The organism is Asaia sp. As-1742 (genome assembly GCF_011753235.1).
Classification (GTDB): Bacteria; Pseudomonadota; Alphaproteobacteria; order Acetobacterales; family Acetobacteraceae; genus Asaia; species Asaia bogorensis_B.
The window spans coordinates 1-26,212 of the sequence record NZ_VWWA01000008.1 but is presented as its reverse complement, the minus strand read 5'-3'; the positions used below and the strand labels follow the sequence as shown (position 1 = coordinate 26,212).

Annotated in this window: 24 protein-coding genes, 1 tRNA gene and 1 pseudogene; 7 read left to right on the top strand and 19 right to left on the bottom strand. The window is 60.2% G+C overall.

Annotated elements, in window-relative coordinates:
- Nucleotides 1-63 precede the first annotated feature (63 nt).
- Nucleotides 64-987 (top strand): bifunctional methylenetetrahydrofolate dehydrogenase/methenyltetrahydrofolate cyclohydrolase FolD, encoded by a 924-nt coding sequence (gene folD, locus F3J08_RS12100; RefSeq protein ID WP_166930240.1) that lies wholly within the window; start codon nucleotides 64-66, stop codon nucleotides 985-987.
- On the top strand, nucleotides 984-1,730 hold the full coding sequence (locus tag F3J08_RS12095; protein ID WP_122038547.1) for a methylenetetrahydrofolate reductase: 747 nt from the start codon (nucleotides 984-986) through the stop codon (nucleotides 1,728-1,730). The genes folD and F3J08_RS12095 overlap by 4 nt, the downstream gene beginning before the upstream one ends.
- Here F3J08_RS12095 and F3J08_RS12090 read toward each other — a convergent pair.
- Entirely contained in the window at nucleotides 1,699-2,850 is a 1,152-nt protein-coding gene (locus tag F3J08_RS12090) for a putative zinc-binding metallopeptidase (protein WP_166930238.1), read from the bottom strand. The genes F3J08_RS12095 and F3J08_RS12090 overlap by 32 nt on opposite strands.
- Before the next feature lie 76 nt (nucleotides 2,851-2,926).
- Nucleotides 2,927-3,769, bottom strand: a complete 843-nt coding sequence (locus tag F3J08_RS12085; protein ID WP_166930236.1) for a transglutaminase family protein — start codon at nucleotides 3,767-3,769, stop codon at nucleotides 2,927-2,929.
- Between the two features lie 324 nt (nucleotides 3,770-4,093).
- On the opposite strand from F3J08_RS12085, the gene F3J08_RS12080 reads away from it, so the two are divergent.
- Nucleotides 4,094-5,560, top strand: a complete 1,467-nt coding sequence (locus F3J08_RS12080; protein ID WP_166930234.1) for a circularly permuted type 2 ATP-grasp protein — start codon at nucleotides 4,094-4,096, stop codon at nucleotides 5,558-5,560.
- Complete coding sequence (locus F3J08_RS12075; protein ID WP_162922173.1) at nucleotides 5,557-6,597, top strand: alpha-E domain-containing protein; 1,041 nt, start codon at nucleotides 5,557-5,559, stop codon at nucleotides 6,595-6,597. The genes F3J08_RS12080 and F3J08_RS12075 overlap by 4 nt, the downstream gene beginning before the upstream one ends.
- 164 nt (nucleotides 6,598-6,761) lie before the next feature.
- Here the strand turns inward: F3J08_RS12075 and recA are convergent, their stop codons facing one another.
- Both recA and F3J08_RS12065 read right to left on the bottom strand, forming a co-directional pair.
- A complete protein-coding gene (gene recA / locus F3J08_RS12070) occupies nucleotides 6,762-7,802 on the bottom strand; it encodes a recombinase RecA (protein WP_122038551.1) in 1,041 nt (346 codons plus the stop codon).
- Between the two features lie 241 nt (nucleotides 7,803-8,043).
- Nucleotides 8,044-9,477 carry a gamma-glutamyltransferase gene (locus F3J08_RS12065; RefSeq protein ID WP_166930231.1) on the bottom strand — a complete coding sequence of 478 codons (1,434 nt, stop codon included), beginning with the start codon at nucleotides 9,475-9,477 and terminating at the stop codon, nucleotides 8,044-8,046.
- Between the two features lie 222 nt (nucleotides 9,478-9,699).
- Between F3J08_RS12065 and F3J08_RS12060 the strand changes: the two genes are divergently transcribed.
- The gene (locus F3J08_RS12060; RefSeq protein WP_166930230.1) at nucleotides 9,700-10,491 is read left to right on the top strand and encodes a DsbA family protein; all 792 of its coding nucleotides are present in this window, start codon (nucleotides 9,700-9,702) and stop codon (nucleotides 10,489-10,491) included.
- Nucleotides 10,492-10,553: 62 nt separating this feature from the next.
- Here F3J08_RS12060 and F3J08_RS12055 read toward each other — a convergent pair whose 3' ends face one another.
- Nucleotides 10,554-11,456: a PPK2 family polyphosphate kinase gene (locus tag F3J08_RS12055; RefSeq protein WP_370458724.1), complete on the bottom strand. Its 903-nt coding sequence runs from the start codon at nucleotides 11,454-11,456 to the stop codon at nucleotides 10,554-10,556.
- Nucleotides 11,449-12,201 carry an SDR family NAD(P)-dependent oxidoreductase gene (locus tag F3J08_RS12050; protein WP_205206975.1) on the bottom strand — a complete coding sequence of 251 codons (753 nt, stop codon included), beginning with the start codon at nucleotides 12,199-12,201 and terminating at the stop codon, nucleotides 11,449-11,451. Before F3J08_RS12050 ends, F3J08_RS12055 begins: the two co-directional genes overlap by 8 nt.
- A 143-nt stretch (nucleotides 12,202-12,344) precedes the next feature.
- Between F3J08_RS12050 and F3J08_RS12045 the strand changes: the two genes are divergently transcribed.
- Entirely contained in the window at nucleotides 12,345-12,941 is a 597-nt protein-coding gene (locus F3J08_RS12045; protein WP_166930226.1) for a YqgE/AlgH family protein, read from the top strand.
- A 7-nt stretch (nucleotides 12,942-12,948) separates the two neighbouring features.
- Here F3J08_RS12045 and F3J08_RS12040 read toward each other — a convergent pair whose 3' ends face one another.
- The 12 genes from F3J08_RS12040 to F3J08_RS11990 form a co-directional block, all read right to left on the bottom strand.
- Nucleotides 12,949-13,944: an ABC transporter substrate-binding protein gene (locus tag F3J08_RS12040; RefSeq protein WP_166930224.1), complete on the bottom strand. Its 996-nt coding sequence runs from the start codon at nucleotides 13,942-13,944 to the stop codon at nucleotides 12,949-12,951.
- Nucleotides 13,941-14,717: an ABC transporter ATP-binding protein gene (locus F3J08_RS12035; RefSeq protein ID WP_166930222.1), complete on the bottom strand. Its 777-nt coding sequence runs from the start codon at nucleotides 14,715-14,717 to the stop codon at nucleotides 13,941-13,943. Before F3J08_RS12035 ends, F3J08_RS12040 begins: the two co-directional genes overlap by 4 nt.
- Nucleotides 14,718-15,680, bottom strand: coding sequence for an iron ABC transporter permease (locus F3J08_RS12030; protein ID WP_166930220.1), 963 nt, complete (start codon nucleotides 15,678-15,680; stop codon nucleotides 14,718-14,720).
- A gap of 248 nt (nucleotides 15,681-15,928) precedes the next feature.
- Nucleotides 15,929-16,005: transfer RNA gene (locus tag F3J08_RS12025), tRNA-Pro, on the bottom strand.
- Nucleotides 16,006-16,061: 56 nt separating this feature from the next.
- Nucleotides 16,062-16,643: a TIGR00730 family Rossman fold protein gene (locus F3J08_RS12020; protein ID WP_122038558.1), complete on the bottom strand. Its 582-nt coding sequence runs from the start codon at nucleotides 16,641-16,643 to the stop codon at nucleotides 16,062-16,064.
- Between the two features lie 27 nt (nucleotides 16,644-16,670).
- Nucleotides 16,671-17,870: an MFS transporter gene (locus F3J08_RS12015; RefSeq protein WP_205206973.1), complete on the bottom strand. Its 1,200-nt coding sequence runs from the start codon at nucleotides 17,868-17,870 to the stop codon at nucleotides 16,671-16,673.
- 245 nt (nucleotides 17,871-18,115) lie between these two features.
- On the bottom strand, nucleotides 18,116-19,234 hold the full coding sequence (gene dinB, locus F3J08_RS12010; RefSeq protein ID WP_166930218.1) for a DNA polymerase IV: 1,119 nt from the start codon (nucleotides 19,232-19,234) through the stop codon (nucleotides 18,116-18,118).
- 87 nt (nucleotides 19,235-19,321) lie between these two features.
- The gene (gene hemH / locus F3J08_RS12005; protein ID WP_166930216.1) at nucleotides 19,322-20,368 is read right to left on the bottom strand and encodes a ferrochelatase; all 1,047 of its coding nucleotides are present in this window, start codon (nucleotides 20,366-20,368) and stop codon (nucleotides 19,322-19,324) included.
- A gap of 42 nt (nucleotides 20,369-20,410) precedes the next feature.
- A complete protein-coding gene (locus tag F3J08_RS17410; RefSeq protein ID WP_255493486.1) occupies nucleotides 20,411-20,533 on the bottom strand; it encodes a hypothetical protein in 123 nt (40 codons plus the stop codon).
- A gap of 127 nt (nucleotides 20,534-20,660) precedes the next feature.
- The gene (locus tag F3J08_RS12000; RefSeq protein WP_062163899.1) at nucleotides 20,661-21,686 is read right to left on the bottom strand and encodes an aspartate-semialdehyde dehydrogenase; all 1,026 of its coding nucleotides are present in this window, start codon (nucleotides 21,684-21,686) and stop codon (nucleotides 20,661-20,663) included.
- A 56-nt stretch (nucleotides 21,687-21,742) separates the two neighbouring features.
- Nucleotides 21,743-22,381, bottom strand: coding sequence for a 2OG-Fe(II) oxygenase (locus tag F3J08_RS11995; protein ID WP_166930214.1), 639 nt, complete (start codon nucleotides 22,379-22,381; stop codon nucleotides 21,743-21,745).
- A 45-nt stretch (nucleotides 22,382-22,426) separates the two neighbouring features.
- Nucleotides 22,427-22,738, bottom strand: coding sequence for a hypothetical protein (locus F3J08_RS11990; protein ID WP_122038562.1), 312 nt, complete (start codon nucleotides 22,736-22,738; stop codon nucleotides 22,427-22,429).
- Between the two features lie 272 nt (nucleotides 22,739-23,010).
- On the opposite strand from F3J08_RS11990, the gene F3J08_RS11985 reads away from it, so the two are divergent.
- Nucleotides 23,011-25,899, top strand: coding sequence for a 2-oxoglutarate dehydrogenase E1 component (locus F3J08_RS11985; RefSeq protein ID WP_122038563.1), 2,889 nt, complete (start codon nucleotides 23,011-23,013; stop codon nucleotides 25,897-25,899).
- A 181-nt stretch (nucleotides 25,900-26,080) separates the two neighbouring features.
- On the opposite strand, the pseudogene F3J08_RS11980 reads toward F3J08_RS11985, so the two are convergent.
- Nucleotides 26,081-26,212: pseudogene (locus F3J08_RS11980) on the bottom strand (IS481 family transposase); the annotation flags it as partial.

Below are 26,212 nucleotides of genomic sequence, written 5' to 3'. Positions count from 1 at the left end.
CGTCTCTGAGGCCATCGTCCGGGTGCTGCCCGTGCCGATCGCCCTGCTACAGGAATTGCAGCCATGAAACACGATCCGGCGCTTTCAGAAAAGCTCATCGACGGCAAGGCCATCGCACGCCGCCTGACGGATCGCGTCAAGGCCGAGGCCGAAACCCTGCGCGAGCGCACCGGCAAGATTCCGGGGCTGGCTGTCGTGCTGGTCGGCGATGATCCTGCAAGCGAGGTCTATGTCCGCAACAAGGCCATCCAGACCCATCGCGCTGGTATGCGCTCATTCATGCACATGCTGCCCGAGACCACGTCGCAGGACGAGTTGCTGGAACTGATTGCCCGCCTCAATGCCGATCCCCAGATCCACGGTATTCTGGTCCAGCTTCCCCTGCCGAAGCAGATCGACCCGATTCTGGTGACCAACGCCATTGCCCCCCACAAGGATGTGGATGGTCTGGGCGAGGTCAATGCCGGCAGGCTGAGCCTGGGTATTGACGGGCTGGTGCCCTGCACGCCTCTGGGGTGTCTCATCCTGCTCAAGGAGACGCTGCCCGCGCTGCGCGGGCTTCATGCCGTCATCATCGGGGCGTCCAATCTGGTGGGCAAACCCATGGCGCAGCTGCTGCTCAAGGAAGGCTGCACGGTATCGGTCGGTCATATCGACACAAAGGATGCGAGGGCGCTGGCCCGCGAGGGGGATATCCTTGTGGTCGCAACAGGCAAGAACGGGCTGGTGCGTGGCGACTGGATCAAGCCCGGCGCGACAGTCATCGACGTCGGCATTACGCGCATCGCCCTGCCGGACGGCAAGACGCGTCTGGTGGGTGATGTCGCCTTTGACGAGGCCGCGCCGATCGCTGGCTATATCACACCGGTGCCCGGTGGCGTTGGCCCCATGACCATTGCCTGCCTGCTGCACAACACCCTGCAGGCAGCGCGCCAGATTCTGGAAAATGGACAGGACGGCCCGGGTCGGAGCGAACAGACTCCATGAGCCGTATCGCCATCGAGCTGATCCCGCGCGACACGCAAAGCCTGACAGAGGATCTGGCCACGGTAAGGCAGATCGCGCCTGACGTATCGACCATCAACCTGCCCGACCTTCTGCGCCTGCCCCTGCGCTCATGGGAGGGTGCCGCGCTCGCGCAGGGTCAGGGCTATGCAGCCATCCCGCACATCCGCGCCATTGATATCGACCCCGATGCACCCCTGCCCTGTGCGGAGCAGGAAGGACTGCGCGAGATTCTTGTCATTGCGGGCGATCCACCTCCGGATTCGACACACCGCATCTGGCCCAACAGCAGCGCTGACATCATTGCACGATATCGGCGTGAGGCCCCTCACCTCACGGTCTATGCGGCCTTCGATCCATATCGTCGTGCCCCCTGGCAGGAACTGGAGACGATCCAGCAGAAACGCGATGCCGGTGCCGCGGGGTTTTTCACCCAGCCCCTGTTCGACCAGAGGCTGTTCGATCTGTGTGCCTCGTGGCTGGAGAATGATCAGGTGTTCTGGGGACTCTCACCCGTGATCGGCCCCAAGTCACGCGCCTATTGGGAGCGCGTCAATCACGTTGTCTTTCCCTCGGATTTCGAACCGAAGCTTGACGCCAATATTGCGTTCGCACGGACGATCCTTGAGGCGGTGCGTGCACGCGGCGAGAGCGCCTACCTCATGCCCTTGCGCGTGCCGCTGGCGGATTACCTCACTCCGCTGCGTGACCTTCTGACATCGTGACGGCGGCGCGCTCGGACTGATCCTGTCGCTGCGCGTCGCGGCTCTGCTGCGTTTCGCGAATGACATCATGGATGAAAGCCAGTTTCTGCCTTATCGCCCCCGTGAGGACGAAAGGATAGAAATCCTGAAGCCCCATGGAGCGATTAAGGCTGTTCACGGCCATGCTCAGGGGGAGCCATGCATTCATGATCTCGTCAAAGCTTAGGGTACGATAGGGATTACCACTCACTGCCGGGGTGGAGTATTGCGCTGCTTCGGGTGTCTGCGGGGCAATGGCAATGCCATAAAGCCACGCCGTTTCGAGCGTTGAGACAATGTGCAGATAATGCGCCCAGGTCTCGGCGAAATCCTCCCACGGGTGAGAGGCGGCATAGACACTGACATGCGTCTCGCGCCAGCCTTCCGAAGGCGGCTTGGCGTAATGCGACTTGAGGGCTGCCTGATAATCCTGCCGGTCATCGCCGAATACAGCGCGGCAGCGTTCCAGCCTTCCTCCATCGCGTATCAGCACGTTCCAGAAATAATGCCCGATCTCGTGCCTGAAATGCCCGAGCAGGGTCCGGTAATACTCGCCCATCTCCACGCGCATACGCTCGCGCTGGTCGTCATCGGCTTCACGCACGGCAAGGGTGATCAGGCCGTTGTCATGACCGGTCATGACAGGAGCCGAACCGTCGGGCGCATCGTCCAGAAAGTCAAAAGCCAGCCCGTTTTCAGGGTCCTGTCGCCGGTTGACCATTGGCAGGTCGAGCCGGATCAGCGCGTGGAAAAGGCGATGCTTGGCGACCTCGATCTTGCGCCAGCGCTCCAGATTATGCGGGTCCGACAGATCGGGGATCGTGCGGTTGAACTGGCAGGCATAGCAATACGGACCTTCAGCCGCTTCCTGCGGGCCGAGCAGCCAGTTGCAGGCGTCATACTGACGGTTGGCGCAATAGACATGCACCTGATCCTCAAGGCCCGGCTCCATGGGATACCATTTTCCGGGTTCCTCGGCCGGATTGAGCGCTGTCAGATCGGCCAGCTTATGCAGATACCCTACTTCGTGATGGCATGACTCGCATCTCGTATTTTCAAAAAAGAGCGGCTGAGCGCAGCATTCGCACGAAAAAAGCTTCACGATCTGATCATCCCGATGAGGTTATGACCCGGAACTGCGCGTGACTGCTTTGGTTCCCGCCTCGCCCGTCATTGGGCTACGCCCGATGCAGAAAATGCGCCTGCATCATCACATCGAATTCCGCCTGACACTGATCCAGCAACCCTGAGATCGGTGCGGCGGCATCAGGCGTATCCGAAGCGGCCAGCGGAATATGGTTCTGCGCTGCGATCAGACCCGATGTCGTGTCAAACCCCACCCAGCCATGCTCCGGCACCAGAATTTCGGCCCAGGCATGCAGGTCACAGGTCAGGCGGTCCGGATCAGCCTGAAGGGCAGAGGGCTCGATGAGATAACCCGAGACGAAACGCGCTGCGTAACCCATATGACGGGCCAGGGCGATCAGCAGCCACGCGCTGTCACGGCATGACCCGGCCTCGCGTTTCAGGGTTTCCTGAGGCGTCCAGACACCCGGCTCCATGCGGCGCATGTAGTGCAGCCTGGTTGCGATGCGGCGCGCCAGCCTGGACAGGCGTTCGAGAGGGCTCCCGATCGGCGATGCGTCTTCGGCAGACAGAAACGGGGCCAGTACCGCATCCTCCGTCACGGGGCGGCGATAGGCCTGATCGAGCGCCATTTCACCGTCAGACGATCTCACGCCCATGTCCAGCGGATTATAGGGGGCGAGATCGACAATCATGCTCACATCAACCACGAATTGCGACATGCGATCGGAGAAACGCACCTCGGAGACCATGTTGCCATGTCTGTCGTGATGCCAGTCCAGTCCGGCATGATCCGGCCCTATGGAAAGCGCATAGGTCATGATCGCATTACGCGTGCGCGATGGCGGCCGCAGGCGGATCGTCTGCGGACCAAGCGACACCATCCGGTCGTAACGATAGGACGTGCGATGATTAAGCAGCACTGGCTGGCTCATCCTGCGCGCGCCGCTGGGCCTGGTTTCATGACACTCCCTTGCCTGCGCTTTCCCTGCATGTCCCCTACCTGCCCCGATGAGGCGCCTTCAGGGACCATCGTGCATTCTCCATGACGCCTGCCCCCTGCCGCCCGCCACCGGTTCAAGCGGCGCCTTGCAACCATTGGGCTGATATTCTGTTTGACAGCAATAAACCGGCGAACCCGCCCGGAACAGCCTTTCTTTTAGTGCTTGGCAAGTCACGAATTTTGGTAGTTTAATAAACAACCGTAACGTTTCGGTTCAGGATACACCAGACCCTCCCCAACAAGAAGGTGAGAAAATATGGCGCTCGACGCCTCGCCCATCCATGAAGCCGGTATTTTTTCGACCTATGACACGCCCGCCTTTTACTGCGAGCTGATGAACCGGGGCAGTGAACTGCCCGAAGCCCTGCAGAAGGTGCAGGAACGTCTGGCCCATCTCACCCTTACCGACCTGCGCGAGCGAACGACCGACGCAGAAAACCTGCTCTGGCGTCTGGGTATCACCTTTACGGTCTATACCGAACGCGAGGCCATCGATCGTATCCTGCCTTTCGACATGATCCCCCGCCTGCTCACTGCTGAGGAATGGGCATTTGTCGAGAAGGGCGTGCAGCAGCGCGTCAAGGCCATCAATCTCTTCCTGTGGGACATCTATCATGAGCGCCGTATTCTGGATGACGGCGTCGTCCCGGCGGATCTCGTGCTCAAGAACGCCAATTACTGCAAGGCGATGATCGGGGTGGACGTGCCGGGCGGTGTGTATGTCCACATCAACGGCACTGACCTCATACGCGACCGCTCGGGGCGCTTCCTCGTGCTTGAGGACAATGCACGCACCCCTTCCGGGGTCTCCTACGTCATCGAAAACCGCCACATGATGCTGCGCCTGCTGCCTGATCTGGCTTCGGGCATCAAGCTTCGCTCTGTCGAGGATTATGGCATCAGGCTGCATCGCGCCCTTTGCGACGTGGCCCCCAAGGGCGTGACGGACCCGCAAGTGGTTCTGCTTTCGCCGGGCATGTATAATTCCGCCTATTTCGAGCATGTGTTTCTGGCCCGTGAAATGGGCGTGCCGCTCGTCGAGGGGCGCGATCTGGTGGTCGAGAATCACCATGTCTTCATGCGCACCGTTGCCGGGCTGCGCCCTGTCCACTCGATCTACCGCCGTATCGACGACGCGTTCCTTGATCCACTGGCGTTCAATCCCGAGAGCCTGCTGGGTGTTCCGGGCCTTGTGGAGGCCTATTGTCGTGGCAACGTGACCCTTGCCAATGCACTGGGCACCGGAGTGGCCGACGACAAAGCCATCTATGCCTATATGCCTCGCATCATTCGCTACTATCTCGACGAAGACGCTATTCTCGACAGTGTGGAAACCCATATCTGCGCTGAGCCCGAGGGATTGGCTCACACGCTCGATAATCTCGCTAATCTCGTAGTTAAGCCCGTCGGCGATTCCGGGGGCTATGGTCTCATCATCGGACCCCATGCGACCGAAAGCGAGCTTGAGGCCTTTCGCGAGAAGCTGATCGAAAATCCGGCCAATTACATCAGCCAGCCAGTCATTGATCTTTCTGTTGTGCCGACACTCTGCCCCGCCGGTGTGGAGGGGCGTCACGTCGATCTGCGTCCCTTCGCGGTAACAGGGCAATCCACCTGGGTTCTGCCTGGCGGGCTGTCCCGCGTCGCGCTGCGAAAGGGGTCTCTGGTGGTGAATTCATCGCAGGGTGGTGGCTCGAAGGATACCTGGGTGATGTCAGCATGAGCCGCTTCAACCCCTATGTCTCAGGCATACAGCCCGACCTGAACACCCTGCTCTCGCGCTATGCCGAGAACATGATGTGGCTTGCACGCTATATGGAGCGCATCGAAAACCTCGCCCGCGTGCTCGAAGTAACCGAGGCTTTCGTGCGGGGTGCCGATGGCCGCCCGGTATGGGATTCAATCGTCCACATCAACAGCGATGAAGAGCGGTTTCGCGCCCTCTATCCTGCCGCGAGGGAGGAGGATTATCTGTGCTTCTACATCACGGATTGCTCCAACCCGAGTTCGATCCGGGCCATGGCCCACGCCGTGCGCGAAAATGCCCGCTCTGCACGCCCCCTTATCTCGACCGAGATGTGGATGCAGCTCAATGTGTTCACGCGCTGGATGCTGGACCTCACGCCCGGCGACATACGACGCACAGGGCTTTCGGCCCTGTGCAACCGCATCAAGCAGGAATGCCAGTCCCATGCCGGTGTGACGGAAGGGACGCTCTATCGCGATCAGGCCTGGCTGTTCTATCTGCTGGGTCGGCATCTGGAGCGCAGTGACCAGATCACACGACTGATCGACACGCGCTATCATACGCTTCTGCCCGATGCTGCCGAGGTGGGGTCGGAAATCGACATGACACAATGGGCGTCCGTGCTGCGCTCGGCTGCGGCCTATCACGCCTTTCGCCGCCTCAAACCGGTGACGACCACGCCTGCCAATGTGGTTGGTTTCCTGCTCAAGAATGAGGGTTTTCCGCGCTCCCTTGCACTCAACCTGCGTCATGCCGACTCTGTTCTGGGTGCCCTCGCAACACACTACAACCTGCGCAAGCAAAGCTCGGCGGTGCAGGAACGCCTTGGCGAATTACGGGCCATGCTGGATGACCAGACAGCCGAGGAAATCATCATTCGTGGGCTGCATGAATGTATGCACTGGATTCAGGAACAGATCGAAACCTGCCAGAACGAACTGGCCGCTGCCTATTGGGCACCCCCCAAGGCATTTGATGCCGGAGGCTTCAGTCAGTCTCAGGGTCAGGCGTAAAACCAACAAGGAGATCGTACCGGGCGGGCGTTAAGTCCCCCCGGCACGACATTTTCCAGTCCGCACTGAATGACCCATAAAAAGACCCGCTGCATCACCGGGGATGCAGCGGGTCTTTTCAATTCAGTCTCGCGCTACCCTGCCTGCAACAGGGGTGACAGGACTCAGGCCTCGGCTTCGTCTTCCTGCTCTTCCGGCGAGGTCATCATGGCCTCAGCCACCACACCAGCCTGCTCGCGAATACGACGTTCGATATCGGCTGCCATCTCGGGATGATCGCGCAGGAACTGCTTGGCATTCTCACGCCCCTGACCCACGCGGGTGCTGTCATACGAGAACCAGGCACCCGATTTCTCGACGATGTTGGCCTTGACGCCCAGATCGATCAGTTCGCCAACCTTGCTGATGCCCTCGCCATACATGATGTCGAATTCAACCTGACGGAAAGGCGGGGCCATCTTGTTCTTGACCACCTTCACGCGTGTCTGGTTGCCCACCACCTCGTCGCGGTCCTTGATCGAACCGATACGGCGGATATCCAGACGCACCGACGCGTAGAATTTGAGCGCGTTACCCCCGGTCGTGGTCTCAGGATTGCCGAACATCACGCCGATCTTCATGCGGATCTGGTTGAGGAAGATCACCATCGTATTCGAGCGCGAGACCGTGCCAGTCAGCTTGCGCAGGGCCTGGCTCATCAGACGGGCATGAAGACCGACATGGCTGTCGCCCATATCGCCCTCAAGTTCCGCACGCGGCACCAGTGCCGCCACAGAATCGACCACCAGCACGTCGACGGCACCGGAACGCACCAGCGTATCGGCAATTTCCAGAGCCTGTTCACCGGCGTCAGGCTGGCTGAGCAGAAGATTGTCGACATCCACCCCAAGCTTGCGGGCATAACCCGGATCGAGCGCATGTTCAGCATCAATGAAGGCGCAGGTTCCGCCCTTCTTCTGGGCTTCGGCAATGGCATGAAGCGCCAATGTCGTCTTGCCGGAGCTTTCCGGGCCGTAGATCTCGATGATACGGCCGCGCGGCAGACCGCCGATACCGAGGCCGATATCGAGGCCCAGCGAGCCCGTGGAAATCACATCGGCCTGCTCCTTGGGGCGCTGCCCCATGCGCATGATCGACCCCTTGCCGAAAGCCCGTTCGATCTGGCTCAGCGCACCTTCGAGTGCTTTCGTCCTGTCCACGCTCATATCCTGTCCTCCGCTCACACCAGTGTTGCCGAACTCATGAAAATCGGCAATCGGGGCGGAGCGATTCGTGTTGATCGTTCACATTTGTTCTTGAGAACATATCATGATCACGCCCCTTTTGCACAAGGGGACGGGCATAAAAAATACCCCCTGTTTCCAGGGGGTATAAATGTCGTTTCCACAAACAATTCATGCTCCCGCATCCGGCCTCGATGGCCCAGATGCGAGAGATCACGAGGGGTCAGTTGTTCACACTGCCCACGGAAAGACCGCCACCCCGCGGATCGGTATCACCCTGGCAATTGCCGCCCTTGCAGACCGAGGCATTGACGCGCCCCTGCCCTTCATGCGGCACCGTCGTGCCAGAGACGATCGCCCGTGCAGCCTGAGCCAGCGCATCGGCCGCATCGTTCTGGCCGGAGGCGGCGGCGGCACCAGTCAGGGTGCCGCGACGCTGCACAATGGCAGCAGCCAGAAGCGGTGCCGGATAGCGCCCCGGTGCCGCGGCCAGCAAAACGCCCGTTCCTTCAGCCATACGACCTGTGCCGAACAAATTGTTGTCGGTCAGGGCGCAGGCCACAGCGCCGCCCTTGTTGTCTGTCACGACAAAGGAGGTCGAGGCCGGAAGCGACGGCAGGGAGCCACCGCGGCTGGATCCGCCATTCACCAGGGTCTGTGCTGCGCTGAGGAGGGCGTCATTGCTCAGGCCATGACGGTCCTCGCTGCGCCACGTTGCCACCACGCTCTGTGCGGAAGCGCCGGAGTGGAACGCTGCCGCGGCACCAAGCCCACCATCAGCAGGCGGCGGCAGGAACGAGGCCACATAGCCATCCTGCTCAACCTGTAGCGGCGCGATCTGTGCTGGCATGGCGTTACGCAGCGCTGTGGTCGAAAGGCCGCCCCCTGCCTTGTTGGCCCCTTCGACGAAGATCCCGCCAAGCGCCCCGTTGTACAGATCGCCCACACCAACATTGGTCATGCGCTCCAGAAAGCTTGCCAGCTGGGACTGCACCAGCGCATCGCCATTTTGCAGCGGCGCGCCATCGGGACGGCTGAAAACGCTGCGTGCGGCGTCATCGGCGAAGAGGGGGTCATGTACCGCAGCAATATCGTTGGCCAGCACGCGGCTGACTGTGGTGCCGCTGCGGGCAAGACGAACGGACGGACCAAGGATATCAGCAAATTCGACGGTGCCGTAGCGAAGCTGCATGGTGAACAACCCACGCGGCGTCATCGGTATCGCCGCCTGGCGCGTGGCTGCACCCGAAGCACTGGCTGAACCGGGCAGGAACACGAAAGCCTGGGGGGCCTCATTGGCGCGTGTGGCCAGGCAGGCGCCACCACCGCCCAGAGAGGCACGCGATGGCAGGGTGACCGACAGCGCCATCCCGACTGCAGCGGCAGCATCGGCTGCATTGCCGCCATGCACCAGCACATCGCGCCCGATCAGGGCCGCCCGCGGCTCATCGGCCACTACTGTCCCGATATAGCCGGTCACGATGGGCGTGGTCTTGCCGAACAGGCTATGACCGATATGCGCGACATCGCTGCACCCGGCGAGCAGCATGGCTGCCGTCAGGGCACAAGCCGGGCGCAACCCTGCCTTGAGCGCAAAGCGCCCTGCGGGGCGACAGGGGGCATTCGACTGACGATGCGCCACGTGCGGTGTCTCCATGACCCGGCAAGCCTTTTCTCTACTGTTCCGGACGGGTTTGGGCATCTTCGGGGGGCGAAGAGGCAACTGTCCGGAAATTGGGTTCGTTAACGCATCTAACCATGATCCGGGCGATGGGCAACCGCGTGCCCGGTTCCGGTTTTGCGAAATCGCTTTTGCTGGCCTATGCAGAAGCGTGTTTTCTTCACGCCCATGTCTTTCACGACCAGCAGGATCGTCCTCATGACCCGCCCGACCCGTGCCCGGCTTGCCGGCACCTTTCTCGCCCTTGGTCTGACCGTGTCGACCGTCGCTCCGGCCCTTGCTGCCCCCAATAATGCGTCTGCCCCAACGGAATCATCTTTCAGCCCGGCCCAGCGCGCCGAGATCGTGACGATCCTGCGCGATGCCCTGAAGAATGACCCAAGCATTCTGAGCGACGCCATCGTGGCCCTGCGTCAGGGCGCCCAGCAGAAGGCAGCAGATGACGCCCTCACCCATGTCCGCTCCGATCGTGAGCGTCTGCAAAAGGGGCCCGACTACACGGTGCGCGGCAACCCGCAGGGCGATCTCACCATCGTGGAGTTTCTCGACCCGCGCTGCGGCTATTGCCGCAGCATGGTGCCTGTCGTCGATGCCCTACTGAAGTCGGACAGCAAGCTGCGTCTGGTCGAAAAGCTGGTGCCGGTACTGAGCGAAAAGAGCGTGCTGGACACGCAGGCCATTTTCGCCGCCGCACTGCAGGGCGGCTACGAAAAGATGAAGCGCGCCCTGATGCAGGACACGACACCCCCTACCCTGGATCGTATCCGTCAGCTCGCTACGGCCAATGGGCTGAATGCTGACAAGCTGGTGACTGACATGCACGCATCAAGCGTTGCCGCGCAGATCAACGAGAATCTGGCCGAAGCAAGGCTGATCGGCCTCGATGGTACGCCGACCTTCGTTTTCGGTACGAGCGCGATCATTCCCGGTGCCATCTCGGCTGAGGAGATGCGCGAGCAGATCAGGACGGCGCGTAAGGACGCGCACTGACAACGCATGTTTTTGCTATCCTGCAAGGGGCCCTCGGGTGGCGACCTTGCAGGAAAGGAAGATCAGCCGGGTATCTTGCTCGCCTTGATCTTGGCTTCGAGCCGACCAAGGTTTTCAAGAATCTCAGGCGATGGCGGCGGTGGCTCCGGGCTCAGACTTTCGAGCTTTGCAATCAGGGCTTCCATCACGACCAGGCGTGAGTACCATTTCTTGTTTGACGGCACGACAAGCCAGGGCGCGTGCTCGGTCGCCGTCGCCCGGATCGCTTCTTCATAGGCTGTCTGGTAAGCGGGCCAGAACTGACGTTCCGCCAGATCGCTCTCATCGAACTTCCAGCGCTTGTCCGGCCGATGGAGGCGACGCAGCAGACGCTCTTGCTGACACTCGGGCGACATGTGCAGCATGACCTTGAGAATATGGATGCCCTGCCGGCCCAGATAGGCCTCGAAATCGCGGATATCCTGCAGGCGATTATCCCAAAACTCGCGCTTTGTCGGATCGCCCTTCATGCCGTTCGTATCGAGCGTGTCAGCATGAACACGGGCGACAAGCACATCCTCGTAGTGGCTGCGGTTGAACACCCCCACCTGACCACGGCTCGGTATGGCCATGTGGACGCGCCACAAGTAGTCATGTGCGAGCTCGATCTCACTTGGCTTCTTGAACGAGACCACCTTGGTGCCCTGAGGGTTCATGCCCGTCATGACATTGAGGATCAGACTGTCCTTGCCCGCCCCATCCATGCCCTGGAGAACCACAAGCATGGTGTGACGATGCTCAGAAGCCAGTCTTTCCTGCAAGGCGCCCAGATGCTCGCGGCGTTTGGTCAGCCACGCTTCCACTTTGTCCTTGTGCAAGCCGCCGTGATCTTGTGGCCTGATCGATTTGAGCTCGAACTCATGGCCATTTCTAACAAGATATTTACCGGGTAGCTTGCGGGCCAGACCCAAAGAAAGTTCAGTCACTGTTTCGATCCACTGCGAGGCCACCAGCGGCCTGACAGACAGGCATCATCTCGATGGCGTTGATATTGACATGCGGCGGCAAGCTCAGCAGCCAGGAAACGGTCGCGGCGATATCTTCCGGCGTCAGCGGATCAGTCCCTTTATAGACATCCGCTGCCTTCTGATTGTCACGCAACCGCACATTGCTGAATTCGCTGCCCCCGCACAGTCCCGGTTCGATCGTGCTCGCACGGATTTTCGTTCCCAGCAGGTCAGTGCGCAGATTACGCATGAACTGACCGACAAACGCCTTGGTGGCTCCGTAAACATTGCCCCCGACATAGGGGTAAGTCCCTGCGATACTACCAAGCGTAATGATGTATCCGTGATTGCGTTCGACCATCTGTGGAAGAAACGCGCGAGTGACATCCACGACACCCGTCACATTCGTGTCAATCATCGTTTTCCAATCCTTGAGATCGGAATCCTGTGCCTTGCCCACACCAAGGGCCAGACCGGCATTATTGATCACCACATCGACCTGACGCCATGCGGGCGGCAGGCTAGCGGGCAGGGCCTGAACCTTTTCGGCATCGGTCACATCGAGCACCTGCGGCAGAAACGCCTCGCCCAGCTCTTTCTTCATGGCCTCAAGCCGTTCCGCCCGTCGGCCGGTCCCGATCACACGATGGCCTTCCTTGACCAGACGCTTTGCAATAGCCTGACCAAACCCGGCTGTTGCGCCGGTTACCAGAATAATCGCCATCGTTTTCTCCATTTCAGGTTCAGGACACACAGGGGCCCAAGCTATAGCAGACGGGGCAGCCGCTCCATGGTTGCCACACTCTGTATCGTTGCCACGGAGCGCCGCCCTTGCAAAACCCCCTGCAATGGCCGACATTTTCCCTCATGGCTTCAGATTTTCAAACGCCCGACGAGACCACATCCGAAACCCTGGCAGGCCGTCTGCTCATTTCGAGCCCCATGCTTGGAGAGTCGGAATTTGCGCGCAGCGTGGTCTATGTCTGCGCTCATTCGCGGCGGGATGGCGCCATGGGGCTGATCATAAACAAACGCGCATCGCACCCCACGCTCGAAACCCTGTTCGAGCAGCTCGACATTACCCCCTCACCGCCCAAGCGCCGGATCAATCTGTGCATGGGCGGCCCCATGGAACCGACCCGTGGCTTCGTGCTCCACTCTGCCGATTGGCGGCGTGAGGACAGCCTTGTGATCAACAACGAGAACTGCCTGACCGCCAGCCTTGATATCCTGCATCAGATCGCCGCTGGCGAAGGCCCACGCCACGCCCTGCTGGCGTTGGGCCATGCCTCATGGGAGCCGGGTCAGCTGGAAGATGAAATCATCCAGCAGAATGCATGGCTGAACGCCCCAGCCATGGATGATCTGATTTTCGGTAGCGATCAGATGGTGAAATGGCGCAAGGCCCTTGCCACCATCAATATCGATCCCCTCTCCCTCTCCAATCTCGTCGGCCACGCCTGAGGGCCGCCTAGCCCGGACATGCACCGGGCTCGAGGGGCCGCGCATCGAGGATACGTTCTGCCGCCTCGTTGCTGAGGGGGTGGTGATAGAACTGGCGGTAGAAATCCCGGATCTGTGCCAGCATCGCAGCGCGATCAATCGTCCCTTTCCCGATCAGCTGACGCGCCCACAGGCGTTGCAACAGCAATTCGGGGCTGTAGCGATCCCAGTTGAACACCCCTGACGGATTGCGAAACACATGGTGCTGCGCCACGGCAGCAAGCTGTACCCAAAGCGGCGATGACGCGATTTCTGCCTCGCTGCCTGCATCTGCCCCCAGAATGATGATGTCGGGCTGCCAGCCCAGGATCTGCTCCAGCGAAACCGGGCGCTTGTTGCCATGCACACCGATCGCGGCATTGCGGCCACCGGCATCACGTATCCACTCATCCACGATACTCGTATCACCATCCACGGTCAGGGGATCGAGCGAGGCGATATGCAGCACACGTGGCGCTGGCACCGATTTCCTCTCCGCCGGCGGCCTGTCGAGCGCAGCAAAAGCCGTGCGATAGCGGGCGGCCTGAGCCTTTGCCTCATCCGTCCCCAAAAGGACCGCCGTCTGATCGATTGTCGCCAGCATCCCCGCGAAATCGTTAAAGCCGACAGGCTCCGCTTTCAGCCCGACAGATTGCAAGGTACCTGCCACACCGGAATCACGGGTGACAAAAACCAGATCGGGGTGGAGGGCGAGAACAGCTTCGGCATTCAGCACCATACTGCCAAAAACCTGGGCCTGATGCAGGGATGGGGCGACGCAGTACATCCAGGCAAAGCGCGAAGGCGAGACGACCGTACCGACAATCCTGTCTGCTGCGCCCAGCATGATCAGCGTGGCATTATGAGCGTACCATCCATCCACGATGCGCGCGGGAGGCGGCGTTGCTGGCAGGGCTGATGCCTCCTGAAGCGTGGCCACCGCCAGACACCCGCTCAGTACAGCGCCCCAGCCGAAACTTCTCATTCCGCCTCATCCCTTTGTGCAAAGAAGCGCTCAGCGCCATGATCGTAATGTTGAAGGGCAACGTCATAAAACGCGCTCAGACGCCCCGCCTCAAGAACATCACGCGGTCGTCCCTGTGTCACCACGCGCCCGGCCTCAAGCAGGACGACATGGCTCGCATGACGGTAGATCATCCCAGGCTGATGCGCTGTCATGATGACCAGACGGCCCTGCTGCGTCAGGGTGGAAAGCAGCCCCATCAATCGATGCTGATAGCCGTAATCAAGCCCGGCCAATGGTTCATCCAGCACAATGACCGGCGTCTCTTGCGCCAAAGCCCTTGCCAGAAGAACGCGCTGATACTCGCCCCCCGATAGTGCGGTGCAAGGCCGCCGCGTCAGATCCTGCAAACCGAGCTGCGCAATGGCGCGCTCGATGCTGTCGCGGTCCGCCCTCGACAGGCGCGTTGTCAGCCCACCATGCGGCAGCCTGCCCATCTGCACCACCTGCATCACGTCATAGGGCGGCAGGTGCTCCCTGTTTTGCGGCACGTAGCTCAGCAATCGGGCCCGATCCATGCGCGACAGATCGGTCAGGGGCACATCATTCACCTGCACCCGTCCCCGGTCGGGCACAATAAGACCGAGCATCAGCCGCAGCAGCGTCGTCTTGCCAGCGCCATTTGCCCCCATGAGGCTGACCAGTTGCCCACCTGAGAAATTCAGCGTCACATCATCAAGTATGGGACGCCCGCGCCGGGTGAAGCCGAGAGCCTGTGTCGCAAGGGATGTCACTTATAACTGCCCTTCACGACGTAAATGCCTCAGCACCACGATGAAGCCTAACGCCCCGAAAAGCTCGGTCATCATGCCAAGGGGAATCTCGGATGCTGTCAGGCTTCGCGCTGCGGTATCGGCCAGCATCAGCCCCGCCGCCCCCATCAGCGCCGCGAAAGGCAACATGAGGCGATGTCCCGGCCCGATAATGAGCCTGGCCATATGGGGCACAATCAGCCCGACCCAACCGATAATCCCGGCCATGGAAACCGTCAGAGCGCCGAGCGACGTGGCAAGAGCCAGTACGACGAGCCTCATGACCCCAACCGGCAGGCCAAGGCTCCGGGCTTCGTCATCGCTCAGAACCAGCGCGTCCAGCGCCCGCGAACCCAGCCACAGCAATGCCATGCCCAGCACACATAAGGGCGCCACCCAGGCAAGCTGCGCCCATTGCGTCCGGGCCAGGCTTCCTAGCAGCCAGTAGATAATGGCTGGCAACTGATCGAATGGATCAGCCACATATTTGAGTAACGAGAGAAAAGAGGTGAACAGGGCAGCGCTGATCAACCCGCCCAGAAGCAGCGGTAAAATACCCTCGCGCCCCACCAGCCGCGTGATGCCAAAGCCGCAGGCCACGGCGCAGCACCCTCCGGCAAAGGCCGCAAACCCCACTACCGCGTTACTGCCATGCAGCAGGATGGCCAGCGCCGCCCCGAAAGCCGCGCCACTCAATACCCCCAGCAGATCGGGCGAGACGAGCGGATTACGGAAAACCGCCTGAAACGCGCTTCCTGACACTGAAAGCGCCGCCCCGACCACCATGGCCCCCATCAACCTTGGCAGACGGGCATAAAGCAGCACGGCTCGTGTTTCGGCGGCACCATACCCGGCCATCATGGCCCCGACTGCATGGAATGAAAGCGGATAGCGTCCAATAAGAATTCCGGCAGCAAGGGCGCCAATCAGGATGAGAGTGAGCATCAGAAAGCACAAACGGTTGCGCAATGCCCCTTCCCCCTTTTGCCATGATGGACCTGATTAACCCGATACCGGGTCAGAGCTCGTCTGGCGAGAGGTTCACGGCTCGTGCAGACAATCGTGCAGCATAGCCAACGAAGAAACACGAGGTCTCTGATGTGATCCAGATGATATCGGAAATAATCGGTGGGCGGGTGGTTTGCCTGTTCAGCAATACCAGACCGCCAGAATGACCAGAATTATGGAAATTCTGGTCGGAGTGAGAGGATTCGAACCTCCGGCCCCTGCGTCCCGAACACAGTGCTCTACCAGGCTGAGCTACACTCCGAACCGATGGATGGGGCTATACTGCCAGATGGGCGGCTCTGCAAGGGGGGCAGACGATCAAAGTCGGCCTGTCTCGATGTTTTCCTCGCTCTTTCTGGTTTTGCCCAGAATTTCGAGAGCATGAGCCACGTCGGGAACAACCTGATAGAGCCTGCGCGCCGAGGCGTCTGCCAGGCCCTGCTCGATTGCTGCCTCCAGAGCCGCAATCACGTGCACAGCCCAGTTCGCGACGTTGACGATCAGGATAGGCTTGTCATGCAGCGAGAGCTGGCGCCACGTCATGATTTCCATGAGTTCATCAAAGGTGCCGAGGCCGCCTGGCAGCACCAGAAACGCATCGGCCTGCGCGAACATCAGCCGTTTGCGCTCATGCATCGACTCGGTAACGATCAGATCCGTCACCTGTTCGTTCATGACCTCGCGGCCGTGAAGAAATTCCGGGATGATCCCGGTTACCTCGCCACCAGCCTGCAACGCGGCTGCGGCCACCACGCCCATAAGCCCCACTGCCCCGCCACCATAGACCAGATGGATGCCACGCTCTGCCAGACCGGCTCCCATTGCGCGGGCGGCTTCACCGAAAGCCGGGACAGAACCATGGCGCGAGCCGCAAAAGACAGCGGCGGCAGCGATTGTCATTTCTGGATTTTCCTTCGACCTGTGACGTCAGGGCCTTGCAGCTCGCTGCAATCTCAGCACCTGCACGATGCCGAGGAATGTAATGCAAGCTGTGAAGATGAACAGGGCCATATAACCCGCAGAATGGATGACGAGCCCCAAGAGCGGGCCGGACACGCCAATGGCGAGATCGAGAAATACCGAAAAGGCCCCAAGCGCGGCTCCGCGATTCTCCGCCCCGGCGCGATCAACAGCAAGAACGCCCAGTGCCGGAAACACCAGTGAGAAACCCGCTCCAGTTACCGCAGCGCCCAGAGTGGCCGCTTCAGCAGAGGGAAGAAAGGCCAGTATCAGCAATCCAAGTGTTTCAACACCGAGCGAGATAAGCGCGACATTTGTCCCGCCGATACGTCCGATCTGGCGCGCGAAAACGAAGCGCACGATGACAAAGACCATACCGAATACAGCCAAGGCCTGCGCTGCATCCGGCCAGTGCTCAGCCGCAAAATAGAGCGCAAGGCATGACGAGATGGCCCCGAATCCGACGGATCCCGCAGCCAGCGCGCAGCCATGAGGCAGTACGAGACGGAACACCCTGGCGAAAGACATGGCGGGGGCGTCATGGCGTATGGGGGCAACCGCGGGATAGGTGCTGGCCAGCGCCGTACCGATGGCGGGGAGCAGGGTCGAGAGCACACCCAGACTCACCAGCCCGCCCCAGCCGCCACCGAGATGCGAAAGCTGCTCGCCAATCGTGGCACCCAGGGCGATACCGCCATAGGAGGTTATTCCATTCCACGAGATGACCTGAGCCGTATTGGCTGCCCCTGCGCGGCGTATGTTCCAGACGATTGCAGCTGTCGAGGCCCAGCTTTCTGCCCAGCCAAGGGCCAGACGACTGGCGAAAAGGCAGATCAGGGAGAGTGGGATGACCGATTTGCCAAGCCCTGCCACCAGAAGCAGCAGGCCGGAAAAGACGCCAAGCGCCAGACCCAGCACCGCAACCGGCTTTGGCCCCTGGGTATCGATACGTTTTCCCGCCGATGCGCGCGACGCAAAGGTGGCGAAATACTGCAGCGACACGGCAAACCCGGCGATGACCGTGTTGCAGTGCAGGACATTATGCACGAAGAGCGGAATGACTGCCATCGGCAGGCCGATGACGACATAGATAATGAGGTTTAGTGAGACGACCGGCAGGATGATGCCAAGTGGCGATCGTGTCGCCTTTGCCTGCCCGGCACCCATCACAATTTCCCCAATCCGATTTTCTGGTCGCTAGAGGCTCAGCTTTGCCAGCCCCTGCGCCTGCTGTCACCCCGCCCGGTCAAGTTTACGTCAGGTTTAAGCGTTCAACCTGCGCCAAGTGCGCAGATCAGTACGGAAACGACGGCACCCAGCCAGAGCGATGAGGTGGAAAAAACTGAAATCATGACGGCAGATCCTTCCACAAGAGAGCATTGGACTCAGTGAACGCTGCATCGTGCAAAAAGTCAGCAGGGCGATTCACCAAAAAGTGTCAATTGTGCGGTCTTTTCTTCTGCCGTGCCCTCGGCCTCATCCTGACCGAGCCCGGTCAGCGTGACGCCCATCAACCTGATGGCACGCTGAAGGGGAAAAAATCCTTCCAGCAATGTCACAGCCTGCTCATGCACCGCATCCCGGCTTGCGAATGGGGAAGGATTGGACCGGGTGCGTGTCGTGATCTGGAAATCGGCATATTTGAGCTTCAGGACCACAGTGCGTCCGCGCAGTGACTGCGCCTCGCAATGCCGCCAGAGCTTGTCGCACAGCCCGTCGAGCACCGTGCACGCGCTGGCAAAATCCGTCAGATCGGCCTCAAACGTCGTCTCGGTACCAATCGACTTGCGCACCCGGTCCGGCACGACAGGGCGATCGTCAATGCCCCAGGCGATGGATGCATAGAACGCAGCAGCTTTGCCGAAATGACGTGTCAGAACGTCACGCGGAATAACACGCAGGTCAGCACCGGTAAAAATGCCCAGCCGGTTCATCTTCGCCCGCGTCGCGGGACCAATGCCGTGAAACTGCTCGACACGCAGCGAGGCCGCAAAATCCGGCCCCATGGCGGGCGTGATGACGAATTGTCCATTGGGTTTGCGATGATCCGACGCGAGCTTCGCCAAAAACCGGTTGTAGGAGATCCCGGCCGAAGCCGTCAGTCCGGTTTCCTCGGCAATTTCTGCCCGGATACGCAGTGCAATATCGGTGGCCGACCCATGCTCGCGATAACTTTGCGTCACATCGAGATAAGCCTCATCGAGTGAGAGAGGCTGTATAAGCGGCGTATAGCGCGCGAATATCTCATGGATCTGGCGTGAAACGGCACGGTAGGTGTCAAAGCGGGGCGGGACAAAGACCAGTTCCGGACATTGTCGCAACGCCGTACGCGATGGCATGGCCGAACGGACACCAAATCGGCGGGCCTCATAGCTGGCCGCCGCAACAACGCCTCGTCCCTCACCCCGCCCTACGGCAACAGGACGACCACGCAACTCCGGTGCATCGCGTTGTTCAACCGAAGCGTAAAAGGCGTCCATATCAATATGGATGATGCGACGCACAGCCCCGTGACCTGTTGGCTCAGACATGCTGCCCTTATGCCATCAGGTTCGAGAACAAAACAAGATCATCGAGTGTCAGACTGACAGAACCGGCGATGGTTCAGCCACAACGCATCAGGGGGCAGTCAGGCCGGATTTCTGCCATGCGGGCGGGCAGGCTTCGCGAATCAGTGCTTCGAGCAGATCGATCGCCATATCGCTATCGTTCAGACATGGAATGAGGGTCAGTTCCTCACCTCCCGCCTCAATGAACTCGTCACGCAATTCGTGGCCGATTTCGTCCAGCGTCTCAATGCAGTCGCTGATGAAGCCAGGCATGATGACTGCAATACGTGTAATCCCCTGCTCTGGGAGCGCCGTCACGAAAGGTGCCGTATAGGGCTGCACCCACTCCATTGGCCCAAAACGTGACTGGTAAGTGATCGGCATCTGCTCTTCGCTCACATTCAGAGCGTCACGCAGGGCGCGGATCGTTCTGACGCAGTCATCGGGGTAGTAATCCCCCTTGTCCACGCAAAGCTTTGGCAAGCCGTGAAAGGAGGCGACAATACGCTGTGGTTTCCAGCTCAGCCCCGCCAGATGGTCACGCACGCTTTTTTCAAGACCGGCGATATAGACAGGATGATCAGGAAAAGCCGGAATGGTCTGGATGGCAGGCTGACGGCGCAGCGTCATGAGCGTGCGAAACAGCTGATCATTGGCTGTCGCGGTCGTGGTGGCACTGTATTGCGGATAGAGCGAGAGATAGAGGATGCGATCACATCCCTGATCCATCAGTTCCTCGACAGCCTCACCAATTGAGGGTTTGCCATAGCGCATACCCCAGGCCACCGGCACATCGGTGCCAAGGCGCTCGGCCAGTTTCTCCGCCTGGGCACGGGTGTAAACGCGCAGCGGGCTGGCGTCTTCTTCACGGTTCCAGATACGGGCATAGGCTTCGCCGCTCTTGGAAGGGCGTGTTGTGAGAACGATGCCTTGCAGAATGGGCTGCCAGATGGCTGGCGGTGCCTCGATCACACGACGGTCTGAAAGAAACTCGCCAAGATAGCGACGGACCGAGAAGAAATCGGTGCCTTCAGGCGTGCCAAGATTGGCAATGAGGACACCCGTCTTGCCTTCCGGCGGTGTCGCAGTCGCGGGGATCTTGTTATTGAAGGCCATGTCTCTCTATCGGCTTACTGACTCAGGAGAGACAAAAACCGCTCAGCGCGCTGACGGTTTCCGTTTGACGCGCACCGGAATGGCTTTGGGTACAGGCGCCATGCGCAGGAGACCAAGCGCAGCGAGGGCAAACAGACCAGCGGCCAGAGTGTCGATAACAGCCATTGTCATCTCCGTTCGGACCCTTGCAGCACAACCCTGCATCCGCCCTTGAAAGGAGTTTGGCACTGCGCCGGGTCTGCGCAATGCCAAAATTACTATAATGACAAATATGTAATATAACAGCCCGTAATCAGGCCTTCTGCTTGATCAGATCGAGCGCAATCAGGGCTTCAGCGATCTGTACTGCGTTCAGCGCAGCACCCTTGCGCAGATTATCCGAGACACACCACAGCGCCAGACCGTTCTCCACCGAGTCGTCAATACGCAGGCGCGAAACATAGGTCGCATCCTCGCCCACGCACTCGATCGGGGTGACGTAGCCGCCATCGTCACGCTCATCGCGCAGAATCACACCATCGGCCTCGCGCAGGGCCTCGCGGGCACGCGCCAGATCAACGGGTTCCTCACATTCGATATTGATCGCCTCAGAGTGACCGATAAAGACGGGCACACGCACACAGGTCGCCGCAACCTTGATGTCGGGATCGAGAATCTTGCGTGTCTCGACCGCCATCTTCCACTCTTCCTTGGTGGAGCCATCGGGCATGAAGCTGTCGATATGCGGAATGACGTTGAACGCAATCTGCTTGGTGAACTGGGCGATGGTCGGCGGATCGCCCACAAAGCTGCCCTTGCACTGGGCAAACAGCTCATCCATGCCATCCTTGCCGGCGCCGGAAACCGCCTGATAGGTCGACACCACGATACGCTTGATGGTGAACAGATCATGCAGCGGCTTGAGCGCAACCACCATCTGCGCTGTCGAGCAGTTGGGGTTGGCGATGATGTTGCGCTTCATCTTCTTCAGCGCATTCGCGTTTACTTCAGGCACCACCAGCGGCACGTCCGGCTCCATGCGGAAATGCGAGGTGTTGTCGATCACGATGCACCCGGCCGCTGCCGCACGCGGCGCATGCACAGCAGAAACCGACGCGCCGGGTGAGAACAGGGCAATATCCCAGCCGGTGAAGTCGAACGTCTCGAGGTTCTGGATCTTGAGAATTTTCTTGTCGCCAAACGAAACGTCCTGCCCCGTGGAGCGGGCAGAAGCCAACGCTGCCACTTCGGACACAGGAAAATCTCTCTCGGCAAGAATGCGCAGGAGTTCACGACCTACAGCACCAGTCGCGCCAACGACCGCAACGCGGTATCCCATAATCACATTACCTCAGTCAGAATTCGATCGTCATCACGCCGGGCGTCATGACCGTTTCATCGGGCGAATGACAGGCGCTTGAACAGCGCTGACAGCCGATGACGGCGCAGTTCATAGCGCGCCTTGTTATTTGTGGCCATGTAATTCAGCTGAATAGTGTAGCGCGGGCCGACATACTGCCTGTGACCATGCCAGGTTCTCGGCCCATTCGGGAAAATCAGCAACGTACCGTGGGCGGGCTTCACCTCAACCTCGTAATCCTCGAGATTATCGGGGCCGTTCAGCAGGCGCAGGCAGCCTTCCTGTGCAGACCAGGCAGCGCTTTCGGGATTCAGGTAAAGCAGGATCGTAACGAGCTTGGCTTCTGAATCACGATGGATACGCCCGTCTTTCTCACGGGTGCGGCCACGCAGGGTGAGCATGCTCGGCGCATCTTCGATATCGAGGCCGAATTTCTGCGCCACGATCTTCTTGAGCCGCGGCCCCTGCAGTTCCTTCGTCAGTGCCCTGACTGTCGGGTGAAGCCGCAGACCCTCCGGGGGGAAAGACCCGCCGGACTTCATCTCGGGCATCAGATTGATGAGTGTCTGGAGGTCCTCTTCGCGTACGAAGTTCGGGACAACCACATGTCTGAACGGTGCCTCGCTGATCGGGGTCCGTTCAAGGGCTTCATACTGAAGAGCGATCTGTGACATGGAGGGCGAGCCTATTCCTGCTCCCCCCGGCGCACAAGAGGCTTGCTAGCCCTTCATGCGGTGATGCAGGTGGCGCACCGCACTGTTGCGTACATACTGTGTATATCCTGCCCCGATACGGTCGGTATCGGAGAAGCACGAACGCATGGACACAGCCCCTTCGGCGGGCTTTTCGTCGGGGGTGTAGGCGGTTCTGACCAGATGGGGCGCGCGCGTGCAGCGCAAGGGGGCCCGGCTGTCGAAATCGAGATGACGCCCCTGCTGCTCGACCGGGCGTTCGGGAGTCGCCCAGGCACAGGACACGCCCTGTGACAGTAGCGAAATCGTGAATACCGCGAGTGCGGGCATGCAGCGCATGACAGACCCCTCCAAACTGCAATATCGGAATACCATGTGATGGGTTAGACCACACGACGCTCTGGTGCGGAGTCTATAGACGGCAGGCAGGATTGAAAGTTTCGACTCTTTCTGATGCCGTCTGCAGAACGTGCGATTGTGAACTGAAATCGTTCGGAAAAGTTTTATGCTTGTTGCTGATCGGCAAGAGTTTCATGGTTGTTTCCGCCATGAGGGTGCCATTTTAAGTCGATATCCAGTTCCGGACGAGTCAGCCGGGGAGGGCTGCAAGCATGGGTGAGATCGGTTCGTTACCAACGGCGCTGAATGGCGCCAACACCGTCTATCTGGCGGATCTGCATGCGAAGTGGGCTGCCGATCCCCGCAGTGTGGACCCCTCCTTCGCCGATCTGTTCAGGGCACTCGATGCCGAACAGGAAGCAGCCCAGCAAGCCGCCAAGCTGAACCCCGCCGACCGGGCCGCCTGGGGTGAGCAGGCATCGCTGCTCGACGCACGCAGCCCTGCGGGACCGGCAGCCCGGGCAGCCGGCGAATTTTCGGCCACCGATCTGCTCTCAAGCGTGGATGACAGTGTTCGCGCCATTCAGCTTGTCCGGGCCTATCGTGTTCGTGGCCATCTTGAGGCGCGTCTCGATCCGCTGGGCCTGCAGGTTCCGAAATCCTACACCGAGCTGGACCCTGCGACATACGGCTTTGGTCCCAATGACCGCGACCGCCCGATCTATCTGGGTCAGATGGTCAGCTCGCTTCTGCCAGAACGGGCCAGCGCCACCATCAACGAGCTTCTTGCCGCGCTGCGCCAGACCTATTGCGGCCCGATCGGTGTCGAATACATGCATATCCAGGACGCGGCCCAGCGACTGTGGCTTCAGCACCGCCTTGAGGGCGATGACTGGCGGCGCATGTTCTCGGCAGCCGAGAAAAAGACCATCCTCAATCAGCTGACCGAGGCCGAAGGCTTCGAAAGCTTCTGCCAGAAGCGCTTTACCGGCACGAAGCGCTTTGGTCTTGAAGGCAGCGAGGTCACCATTCCGGTGCTCCATGCCATCATCGAGCAATCCGCGCAGCAGGGCACACGCAGCGTGTCTGTCGGCATGGCGCATCGTGGCCGTCTGAACGTGATGGCCAATGTGGTGCAAAAGCCCTTCGCCGCCATATTCTCGGAATTCGCCGGGGCCTCGTTCAAGCCGACCGATGTGCAGGGCTCGGGCGATGTGAAATATCATCTGGGTACTGCCGCTACGCTGCATGTCTCGAATGAGAAGGTGCGTGTCACCCTTCTGCCCAACCCATCGCATCTTGAGGCTGTCGATCCGGTCGTGGTGGGACGCGTACGCGCCATCCAGGATTCAGAAGGCTGCGTCGGGCTCGAAAACCGCTACCGCCATCTCGGCCTGCTGATCCACGGCGATGCCGCCTTTGCCGGTCAGGGCATCGTTTACGAAACGATGGCCATGTCCCAGCTCATCGGCTATCGCACGGGCGGCACGGTTCATGTGGTGACAAACAACCAGATCGGTTTCACGACCATTTCGGCCCATGCCCATTCGGGCTTTTATTGCACCGATATCGCCAAGGCCGTGCATGCGCCAATCCTGCATGTGAATGGTGACGAGCCCGAAGCCGCCGCCTATTGCGCGCGCCTTGCAGCCGATTACCGTCGCGAATTCGCGGCAGATGTGGTGATCGATCTGGTCTGCTATCGCCGTCATGGACATAATGAGGCCGACGAACCGGCCTTCACCCAGCCCACCATGTACAAGGCCATTGCCGCACGCCCGACCACACGTGCGCTTTATGCCAAAAAGCTGGCACGCCAGAAGGTGATCGATGCCGAGACGGCCGATGACCAGTTCCAGTATTTCCAGGATCATCTGCAGGAGCAGTTCGAGGCCGCGAAATCCTACGAGCCCAGCCGCGAGGACTGGCTGGAGTGCAATCAGGACCCATCGCGCCTGTCTGACGAACCACTGCGTGAGCAGCCGGTAACTGGCATCAGCATTTCGGGTCTGCAACGCGTGGGCGCAGCCCTGACGCGCATTCCGGAAGATTTTGCCCTGCACCCACGCCTGCGCCGCGTCATCCAGGCACGTGGCCAGGCCATCGAGACCGGTGCTGGAATCGACTGGGCGCTGGGTGAAGCCCTCGCCTTCGGTTCGCTGCTGCTTCAGCATCATCCTGTGCGCCTGTCGGGCGAGGATTGCCAGCGCGGGACATTCAGCCAGCGCCACGCCGTTCTGGTCGACCAGATCAACCAGAGCGACTACGTGCCGCTGAACAACATTGCCGATGGTCAGGCCCGCATCGAGGTCTATAACTCGCTGCTGTCCGAGTTCGGTGTGCTTGGCTTCGAATATGGCTACACGCTGGCCGCGCCCAACTCACTGGTGTTGTGGGAGGCGCAGTTTGGCGATTTCGCCAATGGGGCGCAGGTCATCATCGACCAGTTCATCGCATCGGGCGAGACGAAGTGGCTGCGTACGTCGGGCCTCGTGATGCTGCTGCCCCATGGTTATGAGGGCCAGGGGCCGGAGCACTCTTCTGCCCGTCTTGAACGCTATCTGCAGCTTTGCGCCGAGAACAATCTGCGCGTGTGCAATATCACCACCCCGGCAAACTACTTCCACGCCCTGCGTCGCCAGATTGCGCGTGAATGTCGCAAGCCGCTGATCATCATGACGCCCAAATCGCTGCTGCGTCACAAGGAGGCCGTGTCGGAACTGGCCGATTTCGGACCCGAAACACGTTTCCGCACCGTCCTGCCCGAGACCGATACCCTGCTGCCCGATCAGGATATCACCCGCGTGGTGCTGTGCTCGGGCAAGGTCTATTATGATCTGCGCGCTGCCCGCCGTGACAGCAACCGTGACAATGTGGCGATCCTGCGCCTTGAGCAGCTCTATCCCTTCCCTCGTGATGTGCTGTCGCAGCAACTTGCCCGCTACCCCAATGCGCAGATCATCTGGTGTCAGGAAGAATCGCAGAATGGCGGTGCCTGGGCCTTTGTCGATCGTCGTATCGAAAACTCGGCCGAACGGTGCAATCACGCTCATCCGCGCCCGATCTATGTCGGCCGCAAGGCGTCTGCCTCGCCAGCCACCGGTCTTGCAAGCGAGCATCTGGCCGAACAAGCCGCGCTCGTGCAGGAAGCTCTGGGCTAAAGCCGCTTGATCGACGGGGCTCGGCTGAAAACTGTTAGCCGGGACCCGTCGAGGCGATCTTCGGACCGCTGTGCCATTTCTAAAGAACTTGGCCTTTTGCCCCGGCACGGGCCTTACACGGTCCGGCTAGGCGTGAACGCCGGTCGCCTCCGCGGCCGTCAAAAACTCTCTCCGCAGTTCCCTAATTGTTTGGTCCCGGGTTTTGATGGTGCGGGTTTTGCGTGAATCTTGATGGCTCGTGCTGCCATTGCTGGCAAACGAATTCGTATGGCGTGAGGCCCCGGAGCGTCTTCAGTCGACGTGCGAAATTATA

Coding starts and splice junctions, on each gene's coding strand:
- F3J08_RS17410 (WP_255493486.1), bottom strand. CDS start 20,533: ATGGCTGTTATCGACACTCTGGCCGCTGGTCTGTTTGCCCTCGCTGCG.
- F3J08_RS12050 (WP_205206975.1), bottom strand. CDS start 12,201: ATGGCGATTATTCTGGTAACCGGCGCAACAGCCGGGTTTGGTCAGGCT.
- F3J08_RS12060 (WP_166930230.1), top strand. CDS start 9,700: ATGACCCGCCCGACCCGTGCCCGGCTTGCCGGCACCTTTCTCGCCCTT.
- F3J08_RS12065 (WP_166930231.1), bottom strand. CDS start 9,477: ATGGAGACACCGCACGTGGCGCATCGTCAGTCGAATGCCCCCTGTCGC.
- recA (WP_122038551.1), bottom strand. CDS start 7,802: ATGAGCGTGGACAGGACGAAAGCACTCGAAGGTGCGCTGAGCCAGATC.
- F3J08_RS12000 (WP_062163899.1), bottom strand. CDS start 21,686: ATGGGATACCGCGTTGCGGTCGTTGGCGCGACTGGTGCTGTAGGTCGT.
- F3J08_RS12030 (WP_166930220.1), bottom strand. CDS start 15,680: ATGCTCACTCTCATCCTGATTGGCGCCCTTGCTGCCGGAATTCTTATT.
- F3J08_RS12075 (WP_162922173.1), top strand. CDS start 5,557: ATGAGCCGCTTCAACCCCTATGTCTCAGGCATACAGCCCGACCTGAAC.
- folD (WP_166930240.1), top strand. CDS start 64: ATGAAACACGATCCGGCGCTTTCAGAAAAGCTCATCGACGGCAAGGCC.
- F3J08_RS11990 (WP_122038562.1), bottom strand. CDS start 22,738: ATGCGCTGCATGCCCGCACTCGCGGTATTCACGATTTCGCTACTGTCA.
- F3J08_RS12020 (WP_122038558.1), bottom strand. CDS start 16,643: ATGACAATCGCTGCCGCCGCTGTCTTTTGCGGCTCGCGCCATGGTTCT.
- F3J08_RS12045 (WP_166930226.1), top strand. CDS start 12,345: ATGGCTTCAGATTTTCAAACGCCCGACGAGACCACATCCGAAACCCTG.
- F3J08_RS12015 (WP_205206973.1), bottom strand. CDS start 17,870: ATGGGTGCCGGGCAGGCAAAGGCGACACGATCGCCACTTGGCATCATC.
- F3J08_RS12040 (WP_166930224.1), bottom strand. CDS start 13,944: ATGAGAAGTTTCGGCTGGGGCGCTGTACTGAGCGGGTGTCTGGCGGTG.
- hemH (WP_166930216.1), bottom strand. CDS start 20,368: ATGGCCTTCAATAACAAGATCCCCGCGACTGCGACACCGCCGGAAGGC.
- F3J08_RS12095 (WP_122038547.1), top strand. CDS start 984: ATGAGCCGTATCGCCATCGAGCTGATCCCGCGCGACACGCAAAGCCTG.
- F3J08_RS12085 (WP_166930236.1), bottom strand. CDS start 3,769: ATGAGCCAGCCAGTGCTGCTTAATCATCGCACGTCCTATCGTTACGAC.
- F3J08_RS11985 (WP_122038563.1), top strand. CDS start 23,011: ATGGGTGAGATCGGTTCGTTACCAACGGCGCTGAATGGCGCCAACACC.
- F3J08_RS11995 (WP_166930214.1), bottom strand. CDS start 22,381: ATGTCACAGATCGCTCTTCAGTATGAAGCCCTTGAACGGACCCCGATC.
- dinB (WP_166930218.1), bottom strand. CDS start 19,234: ATGTCTGAGCCAACAGGTCACGGGGCTGTGCGTCGCATCATCCATATT.
- F3J08_RS12080 (WP_166930234.1), top strand. CDS start 4,094: ATGGCGCTCGACGCCTCGCCCATCCATGAAGCCGGTATTTTTTCGACC.